This window comes from Streptomyces yamdrokensis (assembly GCF_053890455.1).
Genome location: NZ_CM132679.1, coordinates 1,352,741 through 1,375,297, shown reverse-complemented (window position 1 = coordinate 1,375,297; position 22,557 = coordinate 1,352,741). Strand labels below are relative to the sequence as shown.

19 protein-coding genes and 4 pseudogenes are annotated in these 22,557 nt (G+C 71.1%); 12 read left to right on the top strand and 11 right to left on the bottom strand.

The genetic code is table 11. The features are described 5' to 3' along the window. Nucleotides 1-155: 155 nt before the first annotated feature. Nucleotides 156-2,663 (top strand): alpha-L-arabinofuranosidase C-terminal domain-containing protein, encoded by a 2,508-nt coding sequence (locus ACWZEH_RS05465; RefSeq protein ID WP_456196101.1) that lies wholly within the window; start codon nt 156-158, stop codon nt 2,661-2,663. 75 nt (nt 2,664-2,738) lie between these two features. On the opposite strand, the gene ACWZEH_RS05460 is transcribed toward ACWZEH_RS05465, so the two are convergent. Together ACWZEH_RS05460 and ACWZEH_RS05455 are read right to left on the bottom strand one after the other, a co-directional pair. Then, nucleotides 2,739-3,293, bottom strand: coding sequence for a DoxX family protein (locus tag ACWZEH_RS05460; protein ID WP_456196099.1), 555 nt, complete (start codon nt 3,291-3,293; stop codon nt 2,739-2,741). 471 nt (nt 3,294-3,764) lie between these two features. After that, nucleotides 3,765-3,908, bottom strand: a pseudogene (locus ACWZEH_RS05455) (VOC family protein); the annotation flags it as partial. Nucleotides 3,909-3,955: 47 nt separating this feature from the next. Here ACWZEH_RS05455 and ACWZEH_RS05450 point away from each other — a divergent pair. Next, nucleotides 3,956-4,075 carry a hypothetical protein gene (locus tag ACWZEH_RS05450; RefSeq protein ID WP_456196097.1) on the top strand — a complete coding sequence of 40 codons (120 nt, stop codon included), beginning with the start codon at nt 3,956-3,958 and terminating at the stop codon, nt 4,073-4,075. Further along, on the top strand, nt 4,072-4,275 hold the full coding sequence (locus tag ACWZEH_RS05445) for a DUF397 domain-containing protein (protein ID WP_456196095.1): 204 nt from the start codon (nt 4,072-4,074) through the stop codon (nt 4,273-4,275). The genes ACWZEH_RS05450 and ACWZEH_RS05445 overlap by 4 nt, the downstream gene beginning before the upstream one ends. Nucleotides 4,276-4,380: 105 nt before the next feature. Here ACWZEH_RS05445 and ACWZEH_RS05440 read toward each other — a convergent pair whose 3' ends face one another. Together ACWZEH_RS05440 and ACWZEH_RS05435 are read right to left on the bottom strand one after the other, a co-directional pair. Then, nucleotides 4,381-5,247, bottom strand: a complete 867-nt coding sequence (locus ACWZEH_RS05440; RefSeq protein ID WP_456196093.1) for an AraC family transcriptional regulator — start codon at nt 5,245-5,247, stop codon at nt 4,381-4,383. A 178-nt stretch (nt 5,248-5,425) separates the two neighbouring features. Further along, nucleotides 5,426-7,303: a hypothetical protein gene (locus tag ACWZEH_RS05435; protein ID WP_456196091.1), complete on the bottom strand. Its 1,878-nt coding sequence runs from the start codon at nt 7,301-7,303 to the stop codon at nt 5,426-5,428. Here ACWZEH_RS05435 and ACWZEH_RS05430 point away from each other — a divergent pair. Further along, nucleotides 7,272-7,343, top strand: a pseudogene (locus tag ACWZEH_RS05430) (hypothetical protein); the annotation flags it as partial. The gene ACWZEH_RS05435 and the pseudogene ACWZEH_RS05430 overlap by 32 nt on opposite strands. Before the next feature lie 78 nt (nt 7,344-7,421). Here the strand turns inward: ACWZEH_RS05430 and ACWZEH_RS05425 are convergent. Both ACWZEH_RS05425 and ACWZEH_RS05420 read right to left on the bottom strand, forming a co-directional pair. Then, nucleotides 7,422-7,553, bottom strand: a pseudogene (locus ACWZEH_RS05425) (RNA polymerase subunit sigma-70); the annotation flags it as partial. Nucleotides 7,554-7,600: 47 nt separating this feature from the next. Next, a complete protein-coding gene (locus ACWZEH_RS05420; protein WP_456196089.1) occupies nt 7,601-7,978 on the bottom strand; it encodes a winged helix-turn-helix transcriptional regulator in 378 nt (125 codons plus the stop codon). Between the two features lie 163 nt (nt 7,979-8,141). On the opposite strand from ACWZEH_RS05420, the gene ACWZEH_RS05415 reads away from it, so the two are divergent. The 7 genes and pseudogenes from ACWZEH_RS05415 to ACWZEH_RS05385 all read left to right on the top strand — a co-directional run bounded on the left by ACWZEH_RS05415 (nt 8,142) and on the right by ACWZEH_RS05385 (nt 15,817). Beyond that, complete coding sequence (locus ACWZEH_RS05415) at nt 8,142-9,137, top strand: nuclear transport factor 2 family protein (RefSeq protein ID WP_456196088.1); 996 nt, start codon at nt 8,142-8,144, stop codon at nt 9,135-9,137. 606 nt (nt 9,138-9,743) lie between these two features. Further along, nucleotides 9,744-10,502: pseudogene (locus ACWZEH_RS05410) on the top strand (transposase); the annotation flags it as partial. 342 nt (nt 10,503-10,844) lie between these two features. Next, on the top strand, nt 10,845-11,885 hold the full coding sequence (argC, locus tag ACWZEH_RS05405) for an N-acetyl-gamma-glutamyl-phosphate reductase (RefSeq protein ID WP_456196086.1): 1,041 nt from the start codon (nt 10,845-10,847) through the stop codon (nt 11,883-11,885). Then, entirely contained in the window at nt 11,882-13,033 is a 1,152-nt protein-coding gene (argJ, locus tag ACWZEH_RS05400) for a bifunctional glutamate N-acetyltransferase/amino-acid acetyltransferase ArgJ (protein ID WP_456196085.1), read from the top strand. Before argC ends, argJ begins: the two co-directional genes overlap by 4 nt. Further along, nucleotides 13,030-13,944 carry an acetylglutamate kinase gene (gene argB / locus ACWZEH_RS05395; protein WP_456196083.1) on the top strand — a complete coding sequence of 305 codons (915 nt, stop codon included), beginning with the start codon at nt 13,030-13,032 and terminating at the stop codon, nt 13,942-13,944. Before argJ ends, argB begins: the two co-directional genes overlap by 4 nt. Then, nucleotides 13,941-15,149 (top strand): acetylornithine transaminase, encoded by a 1,209-nt coding sequence (locus ACWZEH_RS05390; protein WP_456196081.1) that lies wholly within the window; start codon nt 13,941-13,943, stop codon nt 15,147-15,149. The genes argB and ACWZEH_RS05390 overlap by 4 nt, the downstream gene beginning before the upstream one ends. Before the next feature lie 128 nt (nt 15,150-15,277). After that, nucleotides 15,278-15,817, top strand: a complete 540-nt coding sequence (locus ACWZEH_RS05385; protein ID WP_257849992.1) for an arginine repressor — start codon at nt 15,278-15,280, stop codon at nt 15,815-15,817. Between the two features lie 45 nt (nt 15,818-15,862). On the opposite strand, the gene ACWZEH_RS05380 is transcribed toward ACWZEH_RS05385, so the two are convergent. From ACWZEH_RS05380 to ACWZEH_RS05360, 5 genes are all read right to left on the bottom strand, one after another. Then, nucleotides 15,863-16,600, bottom strand: a complete 738-nt coding sequence (locus ACWZEH_RS05380) for an FAD:protein FMN transferase (protein ID WP_456199449.1) — start codon at nt 16,598-16,600, stop codon at nt 15,863-15,865. 55 nt (nt 16,601-16,655) lie between these two features. Next, nucleotides 16,656-17,813, bottom strand: coding sequence for an FMN-binding protein (locus ACWZEH_RS05375; RefSeq protein ID WP_456196079.1), 1,158 nt, complete (start codon nt 17,811-17,813; stop codon nt 16,656-16,658). A gap of 39 nt (nt 17,814-17,852) precedes the next feature. After that, nucleotides 17,853-19,235: a ferredoxin reductase family protein gene (locus ACWZEH_RS05370; protein ID WP_456196077.1), complete on the bottom strand. Its 1,383-nt coding sequence runs from the start codon at nt 19,233-19,235 to the stop codon at nt 17,853-17,855. Between the two features lie 141 nt (nt 19,236-19,376). After that, nucleotides 19,377-20,006 (bottom strand): pyridoxamine 5'-phosphate oxidase family protein, encoded by a 630-nt coding sequence (locus tag ACWZEH_RS05365; RefSeq protein WP_456196076.1) that lies wholly within the window; start codon nt 20,004-20,006, stop codon nt 19,377-19,379. A 136-nt stretch (nt 20,007-20,142) separates the two neighbouring features. Beyond that, nucleotides 20,143-21,033, bottom strand: a complete 891-nt coding sequence (locus ACWZEH_RS05360; RefSeq protein WP_456196074.1) for a hypothetical protein — start codon at nt 21,031-21,033, stop codon at nt 20,143-20,145. A 274-nt stretch (nt 21,034-21,307) separates the two neighbouring features. On the opposite strand from ACWZEH_RS05360, the gene ACWZEH_RS05355 reads away from it, so the two are divergent. Beyond that, complete coding sequence (locus ACWZEH_RS05355; protein ID WP_456196072.1) at nt 21,308-22,501, top strand: argininosuccinate synthase; 1,194 nt, start codon at nt 21,308-21,310, stop codon at nt 22,499-22,501. Nucleotides 22,502-22,557 lie beyond the last annotated feature (56 nt).

Below are 22,557 nucleotides of genomic sequence, written 5' to 3'. Positions count from 1 at the left end.
CTCCCGTCGTCTCCGTCGCGCACGAACCATTGACGTGCTCCTGCCTCCTCCCTATCTTGCCGTTCGAAGTGCTGACCATCGCTCGAGATATCGAACACATCTCGAGAACGCCAGGCGAAGCTCCACCCACTCCCACCGAGAGCCGCGGAGTATCCATGTCACGCACCGCCCGCACCCGTCCACGCGCCCGCGCCCGCGCCCGTCTCAGAACGGGGCTCACCGCCACCGCGTTACTGACCGCCGCCGCCCTGCTGCCGGCCCCCGCGCACGCCGAGGACGTCACCGACTACACGATCACCGTCGACCCGCGCGCCGAGGGCGCCGCGATCGACGACACGATGTACGGCGTCTTCTTCGAGGACATCAACCGCGCCGCCGACGGCGGGCTGTACGCCGAGCTCGTACAGAACCGGTCCTTCGAGTACTCCACCGCCGACAACGGCTCCTACACGCCCCTGACCTCCTGGACGGCCGGCGGCACGGCCGAGGTGCGCGACGACTCCGGCCGGCTCAACGAACGCAACCGCAACTACCTCTCCCTGGGCGCCGGTTCCTCCGTCACGAACGCGGGCTACAACACCGGCGTCCGGGTGGAGCAGGGCAAGCGGTACGACTTCTCCGTCTGGGCCCGAGCCGAGAGCGGCAGCACCCTCGCCGTCACGCTCAAGGACGCCGCCGGCCCTCTCGCGAACGCCCGCCGGGTGGCCGTCAGGGGTGGCTGGGCCCGGTACGAGGCCACCTTCACCGCCACCCGCACCAGCAACCGCGGCCGCCTCGCCGTCGCCTCCTCCGGCGCAGCCGCCCTCGACATGGTGTCGTTGTTCCCACGAGACACCTACAAGGGGCAGCGAAACGGCCTGCGCAAGGACCTCGCCGAAAAGATCGCCGCCCTGAACCCCGGATTCGTCCGCTTCCCCGGCGGCTGCCTGGTCAACACCGGCTCCATGGAGGACTACAGCGAGGACTCCGGCTGGCAGCGCAAGCGCTCCTACCAGTGGAAGGACACCGTCGGACCGGTCGAGGAGCGTGCCACCAACGCCAACTTCTGGGGCTACAACCAGAGCTACGGCCTCGGTTACTACGAGTACTTCCGATTCGCCGAGGACGTCGGGGCGATGCCGCTCCCGGTCGTGCCCGCACTGGTCACCGGGTGCGGACAGAACAGGGCGACGGACGACGAGGAACTGCTGGAGCGGCACGTCCAGGACACCCTCGACCTGATCGAGTTCGCCAACGGCCCGGCCGACTCGACCTGGGGCAGGGTGCGTGCCGAGATGGGCCACCGGAGGCCCTTCGGCCTCACCCACATCGGGGTCGGCAACGAGGAGAACCTGCCCGGGGAGTTCTTCTCCCGCTTCGAGCGGTTCCGCGCGGCGATCGAGGCCGAGCACCCGGACATCACCGTCATCTCCAACTCGGGCCCGGACGACACCGGTACGACCTTCGACACCCTCTGGCAGCTCAACCGCGACGGCGACGTCGACATGGTCGACGAGCACTACTACAACAGCCCGCAGTGGTTCCTGCAGAACAACGACCGCTACGACTCCTACGACCGCGGCGGCCCGAAGGTCTTCCTCGGCGAGTACGCCTCGCAGGGCAACTCCTGGAAGAACGGCCTGGCCGAAGCCGCGTTCATGACGGGCCTGGAACGCAACGCGGACATCGTCGAACTCGCCTCGTACGCACCGCTGCTGGCCAACGAGGACTACGTCCAGTGGTCGCCGGACATGATCTGGTTCAACAACCACGCCTCGTGGGGCTCGGTCAACTACGAGGTCCAGAAGCTGTTCATGACCAACGCCGGTGACCGTGTCGTCCCGTCGAAGGCCAGCAGCACCCCGGACGTCAGTGGTCCCATCAGCGGCGCGGTCGGCCTGTCGACCTGGGCCACCAGCGCCGCGTACGACGACGTGCGGGTGACCGCCGCCGACGGCGCGCCCCTGCTGAGCGACGACTTCTCGGGTGGCGCCCCGCAGTGGACGCACAGCGGCGGCGGCAGCTGGAGCGTCCAGGACGGTCAGTACGTCCAGACCGACGAGGCCGCCGAGAACACCCTGGTCACGGCGGGCGACCCGGCCTGGCAGAACTACGACCTGCACGTGAGGGCGACCAAGAAGTCCGGCAAGGAAGGCTTCCTCGTCGCCTTCGGGGTCAAGGACACCGGAAACTACTACTGGTGGAACCTGGGCGGCTGGAACAACACCCAGTCCGCCGTCGAACAGGCCTCGGACGGCGGCAAGTCGACGCTGATCTCCAAGGCCGGGTCGATCGAGGCGGGCCGCGCCTACGACATCGACATCAAGGTGCGCGGTCGCCAGGTGACCCTCTACCTCGACGGACAGGAGTGGGGCGGCTTCACCGACGACAAGCCGGCCGAGCCGTTCCGTCAGGTCGTCACCGAGGACGACCGCACCGGTGACCTGGTCGTCAAGGTCGTCAACGCCCAGCCGGCCGAGGCCCGCACGACGATCGGCCTCGGCGGCGCGAGGACCGCCACCACCGCCCGGGTGACCACCCTGGCCGCCGACGCGGACGCGGTGAACACCGAGACGGACACGCCGGTGACCCCGGTCGCGTCCACGTTCCGGGGCGTGTCCGACAGGTTCACGTACACGTTCCCGGCCAACTCGGTGACGTTCCTGAGGATCAAGCAGCGCTAGCGGAAGGGGTGCGGGCCGCCGTCCAGGAGGCGACGGCCCGCACCCGGCACCGACCGGGAACCCGCCTGCCGTGCCTCAGTGACGCAGCAGCAGGGTGACGCCGGCCAGCACGGCACCGAGCACGACCGCTGCGACGCCGTACGCGAGGCGGTGGGAGCGCAGCCGGGGCAGCAGCCGGTCCACGGCGATCCGGCCGGGGCCGGTCAGGGCGAGCGCCACCGCGGCCAGGGCGACGAGGAGCTCGTACTCCACGCCCTCCGGGGCGAAGAAGCCGCCGCCCCACTTCACGACGATCGCGTTGACCAGCGTGCCGGCGACGGCCGCGGCGGCGAGCGGGGTGAGCAGGCCGAGTGCGAGGCCGAGTCCGCCGAGGGTCTCGGTGAGCCCGGCCACGACGGCGAACGCCTCGGGCGAGGGGTAGCCGAGGGACGTGAAGTACATCCCGGTGCCCTCGATCCCGCCCCCGCCGAACCAGCCGAACAGCTTCTGCGCGCCGTGCGCGGCCATCGTCGGACCGAGCACGAGACGCAGCACCAGCAGTCCGACGTCGTAGGCGCGGGCGGGGGCGGCGGGGGCGTCCTGATCGGAGGCGGTGGCGGGCCGGGACAAGGTGGTGGTGGGACTGGTCATGGGGGGACTCCTCGAAAGGGGACGGCGAAGACGGTGGGAGGCGCCGCGCGTCACTGAGCGGCGACCCGTCCCGGCAAACTTGAATATTCAAGCTAAACCACGATCGCCTTTGCTTCAACTTTCAAGCAATAGGAATGTGCTCGGCCGTACCAGACCTCGAGCCGAAGTCCGCGCCCGCGCCTTGCCCCGCCCCGCACCCTCCGGGGAGTGCCGTGGTCATGCCGTGTGCCGCCGCCCCCCCACGGTCGCTCGATTCGTCGGACCCGGCCGCAGGCCCGGTGCGCCACTGGCCGTCGCCCCGCACGGGCGGAGAGCGGGCGAGGCGTCGTTCGCGCGGCTCGCGCCGCATCTGCCGCAGGGCGCCACGGTGGCTTTCGTGCGCGCCCCGGTGCCCCCGGGGTCTTAGGGGTCCTTGCACTATGCCCGCCCGGACCACGCGACCTCATCGGGCGCTCATAGTGCAAGGACCCCTTACTCGCTGTGCACGATCTGGACCAGGTTGCCGCAGGTGTCGTCCAGAACCGCGGTGGTGGCCCCGCCCATTTCCAGCGGCTCCCGGGTGAACCGCACCCCGAGCCCGCGCAGCCGGTCGAACTCCGCGTGTACGTCGTCCACGGGCGAGGCGGAGGATCGCCTGCACAGAGGTTCAGAGCGACAGCCGGTTGCACACGGAGCGGGCGAGGGTGAGGGAGCTGGAAGCCGCCTACGGAACGCTGTGTGCGCAGGCGCTCACTCCGCAGGAGTCACTGGCCTTGGTTGGGAAGCTACTGAGGGAGGAATGAGCGTGGACCGTTCCAGGTACGAGACCGATGACCTTGCCTGGTTCAAGAGCGGTTACAGCGCCGGAGATGGGGGACAGTGCGTCGAGATAGCCGTCTGCCCCGATGTCGTCCGCGTGCGTGACTCCAAGGAAACAGGCCATCCGGGCGTCGCGGTTCCTTCGGACAGCTGGTCGGCGTTCGTCGGTTTCGCGGCCCGGTAGGGCTGTTTCCGCGGCTGCGCCTCCGGCGGGGCCGAGCGCTTCAGCCGGCCCGCCCGCCCGGCCGAAGCGCTCGTACTGGTGGCAGTCGGCGCCCCGGCGCTGTGTTCACTCCCGCTCCCGCTCCACCGGCAGCCACAGTTCGGCGTCTGCTTCGGTTCCGTCCGGGGAGAGGCGGGTGCGCAGGATTTCCGGGCCGGGGCGGCCGCGGTACGGGTTCGACGGGAACCACTGGGCGAACACGTCCCGCCACAGCTCCTGGATGGCCTGTGGGGCCGGCCCTGAGGTGGTGAAGACGGCCCAGGTGCCGGCCGGGACGGCCAGGGACGTCGTCCCCTCGGGGGCGGACGCGGACGTGAGCACCCCGTGGTAGTAATCGAGTTCGGTACCTTCGGCACGGCTGGGGTCCAGGTCGTCGCAGACCGCGACGATGCCCTGCGGATCCTGGTCCGACAGTTTCTCCAGGCGTTCCACGGTCCGCGGGTCGATGCCGCGGACGAAGTCGATGATCGCCCGGTTCGGCCCCGAGTGCACCAGTGGTACCCGGGCCTTGGGACCGACGACGGTGAAGGCCGGCCGGTCCACCACTCGATAGCGCATGCTGCTGCTCCCTTCGACGGTGAGGCGGAAGGTCAACCGGGGCTGGGAGACGAGTGCGCAGCCGGTGCGCCGGGCCTCGCCCGGACCGACACCGTGCATGGCGCGGAACGCCCGTGCGAACGCCTCCCCGGAGCCGTACCCGTAGCGCACCGCGACCTCCAGCAGCGACTCACGGCCGGCGAGCACCTCGGCGCCCGCCACGGTCAGCCGCCGACGCCGGACGTACTCCGACAACGGCATGCCCGCCAGCGCGGAGAACATCCGGCGCAGGTGATACTCCGAGGTCGTCGCGGTACGCGCCAGCCCCGCCACGTCGACGGGCCCGTCGAGGTGGCGCTCGATGTGCTCCATGGCCTGGTTGAGCCGCTCCAGCACGCCCGGTCCCCTTCCTTCTCGTGTGCGACCACCACGCTAGGCAGCACACACCCCGCCGGACCCGACATCCTGTGCCCGATCCGGTCGGGCGCGGCACGGCCGCCCCGCCGCTGTGCTGTCACCGAGCGCTTCGGGTGGCCCGGCAGTGCACTGCCCACATCACCGACGGACGAAGCTGTCAGCGGGTCGTGATGAGCAGTTCGTCGACGGCGGTGCGTATGGACTCGTCCTCGGTGAAGGCACGCCAGCCGCCGAAGTAGTGGAGGCGGCGGTCACGGTTCGGCAGGTCGCGCAGGAGATGCGCCGCGGGCCGGGCTGCCGTGCCGATCCGGGCCAGATGGCGCACCGCGGGGAGCATGACCGGCAGGTAGGTGTCCTCGGCCAGCTCCTGCACGGCCTCCACCAGGATCGGGACGGTGCTTCCCGTGTCGCCGGTCGTGGCCCACAGGGCGTGTGCGGCCTCGACCCTGGTCCAGGGGTCGGTGGCCCCGGTCATCGTGCGGAGCAGGTCCGCCATGCCGGCGGCATGGGGGCCGAGGCCGGCCAGCTTGCGCAGGGCCGGGTGGGGGTAGCTGTCCTCGGCAGCAGCGGTCCCCAGCACTTTCAGGACCGGCCCCGGCTCCCCTCCGACCTGCCAGTACGCCCAGGCGGCAAGCTCCGCGTCAGAGCCTGGGCCTGCGGCGGTCGATCGGGCCAGCAGCAGTTCACGTCCCGCGCTGCCCGCCGGCCCGATCCCGGCAAGGGCCGTCGCCGCCGCGGTCCATCTCTCGTTGTCGCCCAGCAGGTCGAGCAGGTGCGGCACTGCCGGCCGCGCGACAGTCCCCCAGGCGGCGAGCACGCCGCACAGGCGCCGGAGCACGTGAATGTCCGTGGCGGTGCCGAGCCGGTCGCAGATCGCCGGCAGCAGCAGCTCGGCGTGGTCCGGCAGGCGAACGAGCACCTCGTCGAGGGCGGGGAGGACGGGGTCGTGGAAGGCGCCGCGGGCGCTCCCGGAAAAGGCGGAGGTCGATGCGAAACCGGACCGGGCGCCGGCGATGATGTCGGCCAGGCCCGGCAGGCAGCGCGGATCGTTCATCCGGGCCAGCGCCCACAGCGCCGCCTCGGCGACCGTCTCCGCCCCGCGTGCCGTCCGGGCCGCGGTGTCGCCGAGGAGCCCGGCGACCGCGTCGGCATGGGCGGCGGCCGACGGGCCGAGGCAGGCCAGCAGCTCGGTCGCCCGGTAGCGCACCTCGGTGACCGGATCGTCCAGCCGGGTCGCGACGGCCGGCAGCAGCGCCTCGGCCGGCGAGCGCCACTGCGACAGCAGCCCGCCCGCCTGTGCCAGACCACCGATCCGCTGCCCTTCGTCGGGATGGTCGGCCAGCAGGCCTTGCGTGAAAGCAGTGGAGGCGGCGAAGGCGGTGGAAGCGGTGGAGGCGCCCGTGAACAGCGCCGCCGTCCAGCCCTGGACACCCTGCGCCCCGCTCTCCAGGGAGCTGGTGCGCTGCCACAACTCCACGCTCGGATCGCGGACGGCGTCCAGCACGAGGTCCAGCCGCCTCGCCGCGAGGCCCGGGTCGCCCGCCGCGAGCGCGTGCACCGCTGCCAGACGAAGCTGGGACTCCGGAGAGCCGAGCAGCGAACGGAGGAGGGAGACTGCCTCGTCGGACCGGTCACCGGCCGGCTCCCGCCGGAGCGCCTGACCGAGTGCGAGGACCAGGTCGAGGCGGGTCACCGGATCCCTCTCCGCCCGCCAGCACCGCAGGAGTCCGGGCAGCAGGAGCGCACCGGGGCTGGTGCAGACACCGGCCACGTCGGCCGCGGCGCGCCGGATCTTTGGCTCGGGGTCGGTCAGCAGGGCCAGCACCCCGGGCAGCACCTGCTCCCACGCCGGCGCCCAGCCGGGATCCATGAACCTTTCGGTGACCTGGCCGGCCTCCGCCGCCAGCATGGCCACCAGTTCCAGCACCGTGCGACGGCTCGGCACCTGCGGGTCGGCAGCCAGACGAAGCAGAAAAGGCAGCGCGGCCGGGGCGGCGGAGCAGATCCAGCCGCCCTGGAAGGAGCTCGTCCGCACCTCCCGGCTCGCCGAGCACCTGGAGCCCGTCAACCGGCTCGGGTCCGAGCACGGCCTGGGACACGGCCATGCCGACGCCCTCGTCGCCCGCACCCCCGACGAGGAGGCCGGCAAACAGTCAGCCCCGATCTCCGAGTCGCACGTCCTCGCCCACGTCGTCCGGCAGGCCGAAGAGCGGGAAGAGGCGCTCGGTGTCCCGGAAGGCCGTGATGCCGGTGATCCGGTCGCCGGAGAACTCCACGACTTTGAGATCGGCCCTGCTTTCGGATTCCCGACAGGGGTCAAGTTTGTGCCGGATCAGGCGGTGTCCGCGGAGTCGGGGCCGATCCATCGATCTCCCCAGGCGAGGAGCGGCTCGATCGCCTCTGCCAGCTCGGTTCCGCGTGGGGTCAGGTGATAGGTGATCCGGACAGGCGTGCTCGGGATGACGTTCCTCTCGATGACCCGGGCCTGCTCCAGTTCCTTCAAACGCTGTGCAAGCAAACGCTCGGACAGGCCGGGCACGGCGTCGAGCACATCCTTGTACCGGTCGGCCCCGCGGATGATCGCCAGCAGGATCGCGCCGTTCCACCGGCGTCCGATCAGCTCGACCGTCGAGTGGAATTTCGGACAGTAGCGGGACCCCTCGCGCAAGGGGCCGGGGCGCGGTGCTTCCCCTGCGGCAGGTGCGTCCACCGTATCCACTCCTCTCATTTCCCTGGTGGAAGCAGGGTAGGACGCTGAACCCGGAGTATGCCACTTGACGAAAAGTAAGTTACTAACTTTACTTACCGTGCCGTCGTTGGTGATCACATGACTCACGGCAGGTACCTGACACCACACTCATGGGAGAACTCTGATGACCAAGTCCGCTGACAAAGTGACGCACCACCGCCGAACACTGCTGACCACAGCCCTGGGCGCCGCCGTAGGTCTGTCCACCGGCGTGGCCGCCGCTGCTGCTCCGCGCCAACGCGCCACCGAACACACCCGGATCCTCGGCCGGGACGTCGACGTCACCCGGGCAACCCCCGGCGTCGTCCGCGTCCTGACGTCCTATTTCGAGGCGAAGACAGCGGCAGACCTCGGTGCCACGATGGCGCACTTCTCGCGAAATGTGACGTACGTCGATGCCACGCTGGGCTGGTCCTGGTACAGCCGGAAGGAGCTCTACGACCTGTTCGCCCAGCTGATGCCGACCTGGCCCAAGACCGCGGCCTCGTACCCCACCCGGATCGTCGGGAACACCGACAGCGCCCTGGTCTTCTTCACGGACACTCCCGAACTGTTCGGCCATGAGATCCGCCCTGTCGGAGCTGTCAACTTCGAAGGTGGCAAGATCGTGCGCTGGGTCGACTACTGGGACGGCAGGGCCTTCACCATGGCCGACATCGCCAAGCAGCGCACACCCGCCGACCGGTTCCCGACCGACTTCGGTGAGAAGAACCTGGCGAAGACAGCACCACGGACGATCAGGTCGACTGTAAAGGCCCTCTCCGGCGCTTTGAGCTCAGGAGACACGCACAGCGCGGTGCCTCTCTTCCACCCGGATGCGCTGCTCGAGGACCTCGGCCTGCACACCACCGTCGAAGGACGGCACTCCATCGAGTCGTTCCTGAACTCCGCGCTTCGGTCACTTCCATACGGCCCCGGGGCGAGAGTGCGCCACGTGTCCGGCAGCGGCCGGGGAGGCGGCTACGAATGGGTCAATCCCTCAGCCCCGGCGCCCAGGGGCATCACTGCCCTCGAACTGGACAACGCTGGGCTGGTCACGCGAATGACGTCGGCCTGGGACAGTTCGCTCTGGTCGGGCGGAGCCATCACCGGAGCGCAGTCCGCAACCATCCTGCAGTGACCGAGCCACAGGGCGCACGCCGGCACCATTCGACCAAGTGACTCGCCCGTGTGGTCGGGTTGCCGACCCATTCAGCCAGGGCGGCTGCCGGGGAGCCGCTCGGTGTTCCGCCCGTGAACCGCACGGCTCTCGGCCCGGTGTCGTGCCCGGTGGTCTTCGAGGGGCCACCGACACCAGCCAGGACCGTCCTGCCCTTATATGTACTTCCTCTACGTCCCCGGCGGCATGGACGGCATGTTCCGGGAGATCGGCCGCCCCGGTGTTCGGGGCTGGATTGCTCCCCTCCCCGACCAGGCCGACGTGGTCGTCATGGGCGAGGTCGCCGAGAAGTACGGCTACACCCTCGGCCGAACGGTCGCTCCACCGGTGTGCTCCGTCAGAACGGGGTCTCGCCGGGCGCCGCGCGGTGGTATGTGTCGCCGGATCGTGGTGGCACCCGGCGTTCCACCGTGCTCCGGTCCGCACGCACTCGAAGGTCATCCGACCTGCTGATCCGCGGTTCCTCCCGGGACAGCCGGGGCGGCCGTTCTCCACGCTTCGAGATGTCGAGTAACGAAGCACGAGAGAACAATCGAGTAACGAAGCACGAGAGAACAGCCGCTGCGTATGAGTCTCCCCGTCGGCGCGCCCGCAGGCGACGCATTGGGCATCCTGTCCCGCTTTCGGGTCGAGTTCTACGAATGCCTCTACGCCCGCCAGGACGCGCTCTTCGAGCTCACGGACGCGGTGTTGTGCACGGGCGGGCCGGTGAAGACCCTGGTCGAGCTGTCGCCGGCGGTCGAGCACCGGCGCGGGCACGGCGCCCTGTACGCGGCTTCGGACCGCGGTTGGCTTGAGCCGACGCGGTTGCGCCGCACGCTGGCCGGCCTGCCGCTGCCGAAGGCGGCCGACGGGCGGATCGTGCTGGCCGTGGACGTGAGCAACTGGCTCCGTCCCGATGCCCCGACCAGCGGCGATCGGCTGTTCTGCCACGTCTACGGACGTGGCGACCGCAGGGCGGACCAGTTCGTGCCGGGCTGGCCGTACTCCTTCGTTGCCGCGCTGGAGTCCGGCCGCACCTCCTGGGTCGCGCTGCTGGACGCCGTCCGTCTGGGGCCCGCCGACGACGCGACGCTCGTGACCGCTGCCCAACCGCTCGACGTCGTCGAGCGGTTGACGCAAGCCGGGCACTGGCGGCCGGGCGACCTGGAGATCCTGATCGTGATGGACGCCGGCTACGACGTCACCTACCTCTCCCACGCCCTGGCCGACCTGCCGGTCGTGCTGGTCGTGCTGGTCGGGCGTCTGCGCTCGGACCGGGTCATGCTCCGCGACGCAGGCCCCGCGCGTTCCGGCCCGAAGGGCGGGCGGCCCCGTCGGCACGGCGGTGTCCTCACCGTCTCACCCCGCCCGCGTCCGCCGGGGGTTTCGCAACGTCCACGCGACGGCGGCCCGTCCGGCGGCCGCACCGAAACCGTCCAAGCCGGGACCGGGACGGCCTCCCGGCTCGAAAAACAAGCACCGGGCCAAGCGCCACGACGTCGGCAAGACGGTCAAACGCGCCGAGTCGATCAAGGAATGCCAAGCCCGCCGAGGATAAACGCCAGGCTCAGACCATGATTCGCCAACTAAAAATCCCGGTCACAGCCGACGCGCACCGGCAGCCCGACCTGCGTTGCATAAACGTGCGCATGTACGTATAGTCATGCCATCGATGAGGAGGTTTCCGTGAGCGTACGAGTGGCTGTGGCCGGGGCCAGTGGATATGCGGGCGGGGAGCTCTTGAGGCTGCTGCTCGCGCACCCGGGGGTGGAGATCGGGGCGCTGACCGGGAACTCCAACGCCGGGCAGCGGCTCGGGAGCCTGCAGCCGCACCTGGTGCCGCTCGCCGAGCGGGTGCTGGAGCCGACCACGGCCGAGGTGCTCGCCGGACAGGGCCGACGGCATGACGTGGTCTTCCTCGCGCTGCCGCACGGCCAGTCCGCCGCCGTCGCCGAGCAGCTCGGGCCGGACGTGCTCGTCGTCGACATGGGCGCCGACCACCGGCTCACCGACGCCGGTGACTGGGAGAGGTTCTACGGCTCCCCACACGCCGGTACCTGGCCCTACGGCCTGCCCGAACTGCCGGGCGGCCGCGCCGCGCTGGAGGGGTCCAAGCGCATCGCGGTGCCAGGTTGCTACCCGACCGCCGTCTCGCTCGCCCTGTTCCCGGCGTACACGGCGGGCCTCGCCGAGGCCGAGGCGGTGATCGTCGCCGCCTCCGGCACCTCCGGCGCCGGCAAGGCGGCCAAGCCGCATCTGCTGGGCAGCGAGGTCATGGGGTCGATGTCGCCGTACGGCGTCGGCGGCGTCCACCGGCACACCCCCGAGATGATCCAGAACCTCAGCGCCGCGGCGGGGGAGCGGGTCCTGGTCTCCTTCACCCCGACGCTCGCGCCGATGCCCCGCGGCATCCTCGCCACCTGCACCGCCAAGGCCCGGCCCGGCGTCACCGCCGCGGCCGTCCGGACCGCCTACGAGAAGGCGTTCGCCGACGAACCCTTCGTCCACCTCCTCCCCGAGGGCCAGTGGCCCGCGACGGCGTCCGTCCACGGTTCCAACGCCGTTCAGGTCCAGGTCGCGTACGACGGGGCCGCGGGACGGATCATCGCGATCAGCGCCATCGACAACCTCACCAAGGGCACCGCGGGCGGCGCTCTGCAGAGCATGAACATCGCCCTCGGGCTCGACGAGTCCACCGGACTGACCACGATCGGAGTCGCGCCGTGAGTGTGACGGCAGCAAAGGGATTCACGGCGGCGGGCATCGCCGCCGGGATCAAGGAGAACGGCAACCCCGACCTGGCCCTCGTGGTCAACAACGGACCGCGCCGCGCGGCCGCGGGCGTCTTCACCTCCAACCGCGTCAAGGCCGCGCCCGTGCTCTGGTCCGAGCAGGTGCTCAAGGGCGGCCGGGTCGGCGCCGTCGTCCTCAACTCCGGTGGTGCCAACGCCTGTACGGGGCCCAAGGGATTCCAGGACACCCACACCACCGCCGAGCGGGCCGCGGAGATCCTCGGCACGGGCGCGGGGGAGATCGCCGTCTGCTCCACCGGGCTCATCGGCGTCACCCTTCCCATGGACAAGCTGCTGCCGGGGCTGGGGACGGCCGCCGGTCAGCTGTCCGAGCACGGCGGTGAGAAGGCAGCCATCGCCATCAAGACCACCGACAGCGTGCACAAGACCGCCGTGGTGACGAAGGACGGCTGGACCGTCGGCGGCATGGCCAAGGGCGCCGGCATGCTCGCCCCCGGCCTCGCCACCATGCTGGTCGTCCTCACCACCGACGCCGATGTCGAAGCCGGGGCACTGGACCGGGCCCTGCGCGCCGCCACCCGGGTCACCTTCGACCGCGTCGACTCCGACGGCTGCATGTCCACCAACGACACCGTGCTGCTGCTCGCCTCCGGTGCCACCGGCGTCACCCCCGGGTACGAGGAGTTCGCCGAGGCCGTACGCGCCGTCTGCGGCGACCTCAGCCAGCAGCTCATCCGTGACGCCGAGGGCGCCAGCAAGGACATCAAGGTCGAGGTCGTGGGCGCCGCGACCGAGGACGACGCCGTCGAGGTGGGCCGCTCCATCGCCCGCAACAACCTCCTCAAGTGCGCCATCCACGGCGAGGACCCCAACTGGGGCCGGGTGCTGTCCGCGATCGGCACGACGAAGGCCGCCTTCGAGCCCGACGCGCTCGACGTCGCCATCAACGGCGTCCGGGTGTGCAAGAACGGCGGCGTCGGCGAGGACCGCGACAAGGTCGACATGCGCTACCGCGAGGTCCACATCGTCGCCGACCTGGGCGCCGGTGACGCGACCGCCACCATCTGGACCAACGACCTCACCGCCGACTACGTCCACGAGAACAGCGCGTACTCCTCATGAGCACCACCCGCAAGCACACCGCCCTGCCCAAGGCGCAGATCCTCATCGAGGCGCTGCCCTGGCTGACCCGGCACCACGGGAAGACCGTCGTCATCAAGTTCGGCGGCAACGCCATGGTGGACGAGGAACTGAAGAACGCCTTCGCCCAGGACGTGGTCTTCCTGCGGCACGCCGGACTCAAGCCCGTCGTCGTGCACGGCGGCGGCCCGCAGATCAGCGCCGCGCTCGACCGGCACGGCATCGTCAGCGAGTTCAAGGCCGGCCTCAGGGTGACCACCGAGGACGCCATGGACGTCGTACGGATGGTGCTGGCCGGACAGGTGCAGCGTGAGCTGGTCGGACTGCTCAACCGGCACGGACCCTTCGCCGTCGGCCTCACCGGCGAGGACGCGCACACCATCACCGCGACCCGCCACCGGCCCGAGATCGACGGCGAGTTCGTCGACATCGGACGGGTCGGGGAGATCACCGAGATCGACACCGGTGCCATCGAGGCCCTGCTCGCCGACGGCCGTATACCGGTCGTCTCGTCCATCGCCCGGAGCCAGGACGACCACCATGTCTACAACGTCAATGCTGATACGGCGGCTGCGGCACTCGCTGCTGCTCTGGACGCCGAGACCCTCATGGTCCTCACCGACGTCGAGGGGCTCTACGAGGACTGGCCGAACTCCGACGAGGTGATCAGCCGGCTCACCGCGTCCCAGCTCGAGAAACTGCTGCCGGAGCTGTCCTCGGGCATGGTGCCGAAGATGGAGGGCTGCCTGCACGCCGTACGAGGCGGCGTGACCACCGCCCGCGTCATCGACGGCCGGGTCCAGCACTCGATCCTGCTGGAGATCTTCACCGACGAGGGCATCGGCACCATGGTCGTGCCCGACGGGGCACCGCACGCGCAGGGGGAGTCATGAGCAACGAGGAGCTGAGCGCGCGGTGGCGGGGCGCGCTCATGAACAACTACGGCACTCCGAAGCTGTCCCTGGCCGGTGGCGCGGGCGCCACCGTCCGCGACGCCGACGGCAAGGAGTACACCGACTTCGTCGGCGGCATCGCCGTCAACGCGCTCGGCCACGCCCACCCGGCCGTCGTCGAGGCCGTCAGCCGGCAGATCGCCTCCCTCGGCCATGTCTCCAACCTGTTCGTCGCCGAACCGCCCGTCGCGCTCGCCGAACGGCTCCTGAGGCTCTTCGGCCGCGACGGCCGGGTGTACTTCTGCAACTCGGGCGCCGAGGCCAACGAGGCCGCGTTCAAGATCGGACGGCTCACCGGCCGGGCCCGCATGGTCGCCACCGACGGCGGCTTCCACGGCCGCACCATGGGCGCCCTCGCGCTCACCGGCCAGCCGGGCAAGCGGGAGCCGTTCGCGCCGCTGCCCGGGGACGTCACCCATGTCCCCTACGGCGACGCGCAGGCCCTGGCCGCCGCGGTCACCGACGACACGGCGCTGGTGATCATCGAGCCGATCCAGGGCGAGAACGGGGTCGTGGTGCCCCCGCCCGGTTATCTGAAGGCCGCCCGCGCCATCACGGCCGCCACGGGCGCGCTGCTCGTCCTGGACGAGGTGCAGACCGGCATCGGCCGCACCGGCAACTGGTTCGAGTACCAGGCCCACGAAGGTGTCCTGCCCGACGTCGTCACCCTCGCCAAAGGACTCGGAGGCGGGCTGCCGATCGGCGCGACGGTCGCCTTCGGACGCGCCGCGGACCTGCTGCACCCGGGCCAGCACGGCACGACCTTCGGTGGCAACCCGGTCGCCTGCGCCGCCGGACTCGCCGTCCTCGACACCATCGAGAACGAAGGACTGCTCGAGAACGTCAAGCGGCAGGGCGAGCGGCTGCGCGACGGGATCGAGTCCCTCGGCAACCCGTTGATCAGCCATGTCCGGGGCGTCGGCCTGCTCCTGGGTATCGTGCTCACCGAACCGCTCGCGCCCCGGGTGCAACAGGCGGCTCAGGACGCCGGTTTCCTGGTGAACGCGCCCGCCCCCGATGTCGTACGGCTCATGCCGCCGCTGATCCTCGGGACCGACGCGGTGGACGCCTTCCTCGGGGCGCTGCCCGGCATCCTGGACGCAGCCGGCCGGGCGGCGGGCGCAGAAGGACGAGCCGGACAGTGAGCCGGACGACGAGCCGGACAGTGAGCCGGACGACGAACCGGGCGAGACCCGGACGACGAGCAGGGCGATGAACCGGATCACGAGCCGTCCGGAGCACGCCCCGAGGACGACCGGAGAATGAGACGACGATGAGCCACGATCAGGACCACGGACAGCCTGCCGGGCCTGCCGTACCGCAGACCCGCACCGCGCGCCACCGCCGGATCGTGGACATCCTCAACCGGCAACCCGTGCGCTCGCAGAGCCAGCTGGCGAAGCTGCTCGCCGACCACGGACTGACCGTCACCCAGGCGACGCTCTCCCGGGACCTGGACGAGCTGAACGCGGTGAAGATCCGCGACACCGACGGCGACCTCATCTACGCGGTGCCGAGCGAGGGCGGCTTCCGCACTCCGCGCGCACCGCTCGGGGAGTCCGCGAAGGAGGAACGGATGCGGCGGCTCTCCCAGGAGCTGCTGATCTCCGCGGAGGCGTCCGCCAATCTCGTGGTCCTGCGCACCCCGCCGGGCGCCGCCCAGTTCCTGGCCTCGGCGATCGACCAGGCAGAGCTGCACGACATCCTGGGGACCATCGCCGGTGACGACACCCTCATGCTGATCAGCCGCGACCCGGTGGGCGGACAGGCGCTGGCCGAGCACATGCTGAGACTGGCGCAGAACGGGAACTGAACGGGCCGCAGGGCCGCCTGCCGCTCACGGGCCGCCCGGCGTCACTCACCCCAGCCGGGCGGCCAGCCCTCCCGTGCAGCGCACCTCGTCGCCCGCGGTGATCAGCAGCGCCTCCACGCCGGGCAGGGTCTCCAGCCACGCGAGGCCCTCCCGCGACCCCATCGCGAAGGCGGCCGTGGCCCAGCAGTCGGCCCAGGTCAGCCTGGGCGCCACCACGGTCACCGCGACCAGGTCGGTGACCGCGGGGCGGCCGGTGCGCGGGTCGACGATGTGGTCGCCGCGCTCGACGGTGCCCGAGGTGGCGACGGCCAGTTCGTCGGCCCCGGCGGCGGAGACGACGGCCGCGAGGCCGCCCGGACGGAGTGGGTCCGCCACCCCCACCCGCCACGGCCGCCCGGCGCCCGGCGTACCCAGCAGTTGCACGTCACCGCCGCCGTTGAGGCTCACACCGACCGCCCCGGCCCGAGCGAGCCGTCGCGCGGCCCGCTCGGTCGCCCAGCCCTTGACGATGCCGGTCGGGTCGAGCCGGCCGCGGTAGCGCGTGCTGAACCAGCCGTCGCTCACCCGCTCAGCCTCCGCGGCCAGCTCCAGGACCTCGGCGACCTCGGGGTCGCATTCCCCGACCGTCAGCTCGCCGCGCGCCAGCCGCGAGATCTGCGAGTCGTCGCGGTAGGTGCTGAACACCTCGTCGACGCGGCGCAGCCCGGCGGCCGCGTCCTCCAACGCCGCGTGCACGGCGGCGGGTTCCCCGCCGCGGACGTCGAAGGAGAAGACGGTCCCCATCGTCTCCTCCGTGCGACGCACCGCGGCGGGAGCCTGTGCGGACTCGGCCACCGTCTCAGCCACCGGCCTGGTCCAGTGCGGACTGCAGCGACTTCTTGTATCCGGCGCTGGTGTACGTGGCGCCCGACACGGCGTCGATGTCCGCGCCGCCGGTCTTCACGACGGCCTGGTTGAGCCTCGGGACCGACAGGTTGGTGACCCGGTCGCTCTGGCCGCCCTTGGGTGCCTGGACGGCCTCGGCCTTGGTGATCCTCCCGCCCTCGACGGTGATCCGGACCTGCACGGCTCCGTACTCCGTCTGCGCCGCGTCACCGGTCACCGTGCCGTCCTCGAGGGAGGCCCGGGCACTGCCGCCGCCTTCGCCCTGCCCGCTCCCGGCGGAACCGTCACCGGCGGAGGCATCCCCGGCGGCGTCGCCCCCGTTCCCGGCGGCTCCGGCCGATCCGGCGGCCTTCGCCTGGTCCAGTGCGGACTGCAGCGACTTCTTGTATCCGGCGCTGGTGTACGTCGCACCGGACACCGCGTCGACGTCCGCGCTGCCGGCCGCGACCGCGGCCTGGTTGAGCTTGGGTACGGCGTTGGCGGTGATCTGGTCGCTCTGGCCCCCCTTGGGTGCCTGCACGGCCTCGGCCTTGGTGACCTTCCCGCCGCTCACCGTCAGGCGCACCTGCACCGCGCCGTACTGGGTGTCGGCCGCCTCACCGGTGACCGTGCCGTCCCCGAGGGCCTGCGCGTTCCCCGCGCCGCCCTCGCTCTCGGCCGATCCGGCGGCCTTCGCCTTGTCCAGTGCGGACTGCAGCGACTTCTTGTATCCGGCGCTGGTGTACGTCGCACCGGACACCGCGTCGATCTCGCCGCTCTGCGCGGCGACCGCGGCCTGGTTGAGCTTGGGTACGGCGTTGGCGTTGATCTGGTCGCTCTGGCCGCCCTCGGGGGACCGGACGGCCTCGGCCTTGGTGATCCTCCCGCCGCTCACGGTCAGGCGCACCTGGACCGCGCCGTACTGGGTGTCGGCCGCCTCACCGGTGACGGTGCCGTTCGCGATGGCCTGGGCGCCGCCCTGCGGGGACTGCGCGGCCGCGGGCGGGACGGCGCCGGCCGCGTCCGCCGGGCCCTGGTCGGAATCGGGCTTCAGCGTCAGCAGCAGCACGATCCCGGAGACGGTGGCGGCGGTGGCCAGCACGGCACGCCGGACGGGGTGACTCTTCCTCATCGTTTCTCAAGCTCCTGATGGGTGTGGATGACCCGTCGCTCACATCTCGAACGACTCGTGGTGGATACGGCGGGCGGGGACCCCGGCGCCGCGCAGTGCGTCGTAGACCGACTGGGCGAACCCGGGCGGGCCGCACATGAAGACGTCGTGGTCGTCGATGTCGGGAATCTTGCGGCGCAGGCTCTCCGCGGAGATGTCGGGGCGTTCCCCCTCGGGGCTGTTCACCGCGTACATCAGACGGGCGCCGCGCTCGTCGGCGATCTTGGCCAGCTCGCTCCACAGGGCCAGGTCGTGGGTGCTGTTGGCCCGGTAGAGCAGGGTGATGTCGCCGGAGGCGCCGGGCAGCGTCTCGAACAGGGCCCGCATCGGCGTGATGCCCACACCGCCGGCGACCAGCAGCACCTTGCCGCGGCTGCGGCGCTGGGCGGTCAGCGCCCCGTAGGGGCCCTCCGCCCACACCCGGGTGCCGGGCTCCAGTTCGCGCAGCCGGGTGGTGTGGTCGCCGATCGCCTTCACCGTGATCCGCAGCATGTCGGGGCGGGGCGCCGCCGACAGCGAATACGGGTGGGAGCTGAACCGCATCCCCGGCGCCAGGAACCGCCAGCGGAAGAACTGCCCCGCCTCGGCACCGATCCGGTGCAGCCTGCGCCCGCCGATCAGCACCGACACGATGCCCGGCGTCTCCTCGATGACCGCCTCGACCCGCATCCGGTGCCGCAGGTTCAGCCGGATCGGGGTGATCACCCGGTACCAGAGGACCAGCGCGGTGACGACGCCGTAGAGCCCGTACCAGAAGGTCTTCGCGGACGGCTCCACGGCGAACTCGTTGCCGGTGGTGATCTGGTGCCAGAACGTCAGATACATCGCCGCGTACGTCAGCAGGTGCACGTGGTACCAGCTGTCGTACGGCAGCCGGCGGCGGACCGGGCCGATCGAGAGGAGGGCGATCAGGAACAGCAGACCCGTGCCGATGGCGGCCTTGCCCATGTCCGGCAGCTGATCGACCGAGGTGATCGTCTGCTGGACGATGTCGCCGAGTCCCTTGCCCGCCTGGAGGGCGTAGCCCCACATGATGAGGAAGACGTGGGCGACGACCAGGCTGACGGTGTAGCGCCCGCTCATCGCGTGCCAGCGGGCGACCCGGTCCGAGCCCACCCGGCGCTCCAGTGCGGGGACCCGGGCCATCTGCAGCACCACGAGGGCCATCAGGTAGCCGCCCAGCAGACCGGTGATGCGGCCCGCGGCGATGATCCGGCCGGTGGTGTCCGAGATGGACGGTGTGTTGTTCCACCACAACCACAGCACGGCCACCGCGCCCGCCCCCACGGCGAGCAGCAGGGGCACGGCGGGGGAGCGGCGCGGACGGATGCGGCGCATCGTCTGGCGGCGGGCGGCACGTCCGCCTGCGAGCGTGGTGGTCACGGTTCCTCCGTGGGACTTGACCCTTGGCCCACACATACGTGCCGTGGGACGGGAGCGTTCAGTGGTGTCCGGAGGCAGGGGGCAGGAAGTGGGACGGCGGCGTGCGGCGGCGCCCGGAGGCAGGGCGGGAGCGTGCGGCCGTCACCCGTCCCGGGGCGTGGACGTGGGCGTGGGCATGGAGGAGGGGCGCGGGGACGGGGGCAGCGGCAGGGGCAGCCCGGGGAGGCCGTCGAGGCTCGTCGCGACGTGGTCCTTCCTGGTGAAGTACGCGTCCAGCGAGGCGTCGTCCTCGCGTGCGAACCGCTTCCCGTGCAGGTCGCGGTCCGCCTCGTACGCCATGCAGGGGACGGCGTAGCCGCAGGTGTCGCGGATGAGGTCGGCGGTCACGACGACGACCGCGCGCAGGCCGTGGGCCGTCGGATCGATGGCGGGGAAGCGGGCGAGCAGTTCCAAAAAGCGCGGGTCGTCCCGGAAGACGGGCTCGCCGTGGCCGTGCACGCGCACGATGGTGGGCGGCCCCTGGAAGGCGCACCACATCAGGGTGATGCGGCCGTTCTCCCGCAGATGGGCGATGGTCTCGGCGTTGGAACCGGCGAAGTCGAGATAGGCCACGGTGAGTTCGTCGAGAACCGCGAAGGACCCCGTGAGGCCCTTGGGCGAGAGGTTGACCGTGCCGTCGGCGGACAGGGGTGCGGTCGCGGTGAAGAAGACCGGCTGCGCCTCGATGAACGTGCGCAGGCGGCCGTCTATGCGCTCATAGGTCTTTCCCATGCCGCCGAGTATGGACCCGGTTCGTTCGCCTGTCCGAGGAAAAGGAAAGGGGTGGAGAGGGAGTCCGGACGGCGCCGGGGCCTCGCCCGTGGCCGCCCCGGCCGGCGTGTGCGGGGCGGCCACGGCGCCTGTCACGTCACTTGGTGAGCGTGCAGGCGGCCAGGGAGTCGAGTCCGGCGGGGCGTTCGGCGGTGCGGCCGATGGCGGTGGCGATGCGGTTGACGGCGGCGACGCGCTTGTCTTCCAGGGGGCCGAGGATGGCGTTCTGGACGAAGGCGGGTCCGCCCTGGCCGGCGGTGTCGACGAGGCGCCGGTTGGCTTCGTCGATCTGGGTGTCGAGCTGGCCGAGGTTGCGGTCGACCTCGGCCTGGGCGGAGGCGGGGACCGCGGGAAGCTCCGGGGCGACGGCGGGGCAGCTGATCGTGCCCACTCCGGCGTTCCCGGCATCGCCCGCGCCGTCCCCGCCCTCCTGGCCCGCGTCGCCCCGGTCCGCTCCCTGACCGGCGCCGTCGGCGGGCGGGGCGGTGGCTTCCTCCCCGGCGCCGTCACCGCCTGCCTCCCCGCCCGTGCCCGTCGCGCCCTGGGCGTCGAGCGTGCAGGCGGCCAGGGAGTCGAGTCCGGCGGGGCGTTCGGCGGTGCGGCCGATGGCGGTGGCGATGCGGTTGACGGCGGCGACGCGCTTGTCTTCCAGGGGGCCGAGGATGGCGTTCTGGACGAAGGCGGGTCCGCCCTGGCCGGCGGTGTCGACGAGGCGCCGGTTGGCTTCGTCGATCTGGGTGTCGAGCTGGCCGAGGTTGCGGTCGACCTCGGCCTGGGCGGAGGCGGGGACCGCGGGAAGCTCCGGGGCGACGGCGGGGCAGCTGACCGTGCCCGGTCCCGCGAGCGTCCGGGCGTTCGCCTCGTTGTCGTCGGACGACTCGCCGGCGAGGGCGGATCCGGCGATCACCGCACCGGACAGCGCCACCGCGGCGGCGCCGCCGATGAGACCGACGCGACGCTTGTTGTACTTCGGAAGGGCCCTGGACATGCGAATGCCTCACTCGGGTCGGGGTCGGGTTCGGGGTTGCGTGGGGGAGAGCCCGTGGGGGTGGGCCCGGCTGTGCCGACGCGGCGCCTGCGTCCGGCGGGAGATACGGGAAAGCGATTACCCGTGTTCAACCATTCGCCGGATCGACCCCGGACTCCGCCCGGAATCGACCCTTCGGTTCGGATTCGGACCCTCCGGACGGAGCTGGATTGACGAATCATGCACCCTCCTGCATACTCATGCATGTCAGCGAATGCACTGTAAGGAGAATCCCGTGACCGAGCGCGTCGTACTCGCCTATTCGGGCGGTCTGGACACCTCCGTCGCCATCGGCTGGATCGCCGAGGAGACGGGCGCCGAGGTCATCGCCGTCGCGGTCGACGTCGGCCAGGGCGGCGAGGACCTGGACGTCATCCGCAAGCGCGCGCTCGCCTGCGGTGCCGTCGAGGCCGAGGTCGCGGACGCCAAGGACGAATTCGCCGACGAGTACTGCCTCCCGGCGATCAAGGCCAACGCCCTCTACATGGACCGCTACCCGCTGGTCTCCGCGCTGTCCCGGCCGACGATCGTCAAGCACCTCGTCGCCGCCGCGCACAAGCACGGCGCCGGCATCGTCGCCCACGGCTGCACCGGCAAGGGCAACGACCAGGTCCGCTTCGAGGCCGGCATCGTCGCCCTCGCCCCCGACCTGAAGTGCATCGCCCCGGTCCGTGACTACGCCATGACCCGCGACAAGGCCATCGCCTTCTGCGAGGACAAGGGCCTGCCGATCGCGACCACGAAGAAGTCGCCGTACTCCATCGACCAGAACGTGTTCGGGCGCGCCGTCGAGACCGGCTTCCTCGAGGACATCTGGAACGCGCCGATCGAGGACGTCTACGAGTACACACAGAACCCCGCCGTGACGCGCGAGGCCGACGAGGTCGTCATCACCTTCAAGGAGGGTGTGCCGGTGGCCGTCGACGGCAAGCCCGTCACCGTCCTCCAGGCCATCCAGCAGCTCAACGAGCGCGCGGGCGCCCAGGGCGTCGGCCGGATCGACATGGTCGAGGACCGCCTCGTCGGCATCAAGTCCCGCGAGGTGTACGAGGCTCCCGGCGCCATCGCGCTGATCACGGCCCACCAGGAGCTGGAGAACGTCACCGTCGAGCGCGAACTCGCCCGCTACAAGCGGCAGGTCGAGCAGCGCTGGGGCGAACTGGTCTACGACGGCCAGTGGTTCTCCCCGCTCAAGCGCGCCCTGGACGGCTTCATCACCGAGGCCAACCAGCACGTCGACGGCGACGTACGGATGACGCTGCACGGCGGCCGGGCCGTCGTCACCGGCCGGCGCTCCGAGTCGTCCCTGTACGACTTCAACCTCGCCACCTACGACACCGGCGACTCGTTCGACCAGGCGGCGGCCAAGGGCTTCATCGACATCTACAGCCTGTCGTCGAAGATCGCCGCCAAGCGCGACCTCGCCTGACCGGCTGACGAGCCGTCACGCACTACTCTGACACCGCCTCCTCACTCTCCTGCGCC

Bases quoted from the DNA above. Each gene is read 5' to 3' on its own strand.
- ACWZEH_RS05415 (WP_456196088.1), top strand. From the start codon at position 8,142: ATGACCAAGTCCGCTGACAAAGTGACGCACCACCGCCGAACACTGCTG.
- ACWZEH_RS05380 (WP_456199449.1), bottom strand. From the start codon at position 16,600: ATGGGGACCGTCTTCTCCTTCGACGTCCGCGGCGGGGAACCCGCCGCC.
- ACWZEH_RS05390 (WP_456196081.1), top strand. From the start codon at position 13,941: ATGAGCAACGAGGAGCTGAGCGCGCGGTGGCGGGGCGCGCTCATGAAC.
- ACWZEH_RS05365 (WP_456196076.1), bottom strand. From the start codon at position 20,006: ATGGGAAAGACCTATGAGCGCATAGACGGCCGCCTGCGCACGTTCATC.
- ACWZEH_RS05385 (WP_257849992.1), top strand. From the start codon at position 15,278: ATGAGCCACGATCAGGACCACGGACAGCCTGCCGGGCCTGCCGTACCG.
- argB (WP_456196083.1), top strand. From the start codon at position 13,030: ATGAGCACCACCCGCAAGCACACCGCCCTGCCCAAGGCGCAGATCCTC.
- ACWZEH_RS05375 (WP_456196079.1), bottom strand. From the start codon at position 17,813: ATGAGGAAGAGTCACCCCGTCCGGCGTGCCGTGCTGGCCACCGCCGCC.
- ACWZEH_RS05360 (WP_456196074.1), bottom strand. From the start codon at position 21,033: ATGTCCAGGGCCCTTCCGAAGTACAACAAGCGTCGCGTCGGTCTCATC.
- ACWZEH_RS05465 (WP_456196101.1), top strand. From the start codon at position 156: ATGTCACGCACCGCCCGCACCCGTCCACGCGCCCGCGCCCGCGCCCGT.
- ACWZEH_RS05460 (WP_456196099.1), bottom strand. From the start codon at position 3,293: ATGACCAGTCCCACCACCACCTTGTCCCGGCCCGCCACCGCCTCCGAT.
- ACWZEH_RS05445 (WP_456196095.1), top strand. From the start codon at position 4,072: ATGAGCGTGGACCGTTCCAGGTACGAGACCGATGACCTTGCCTGGTTC.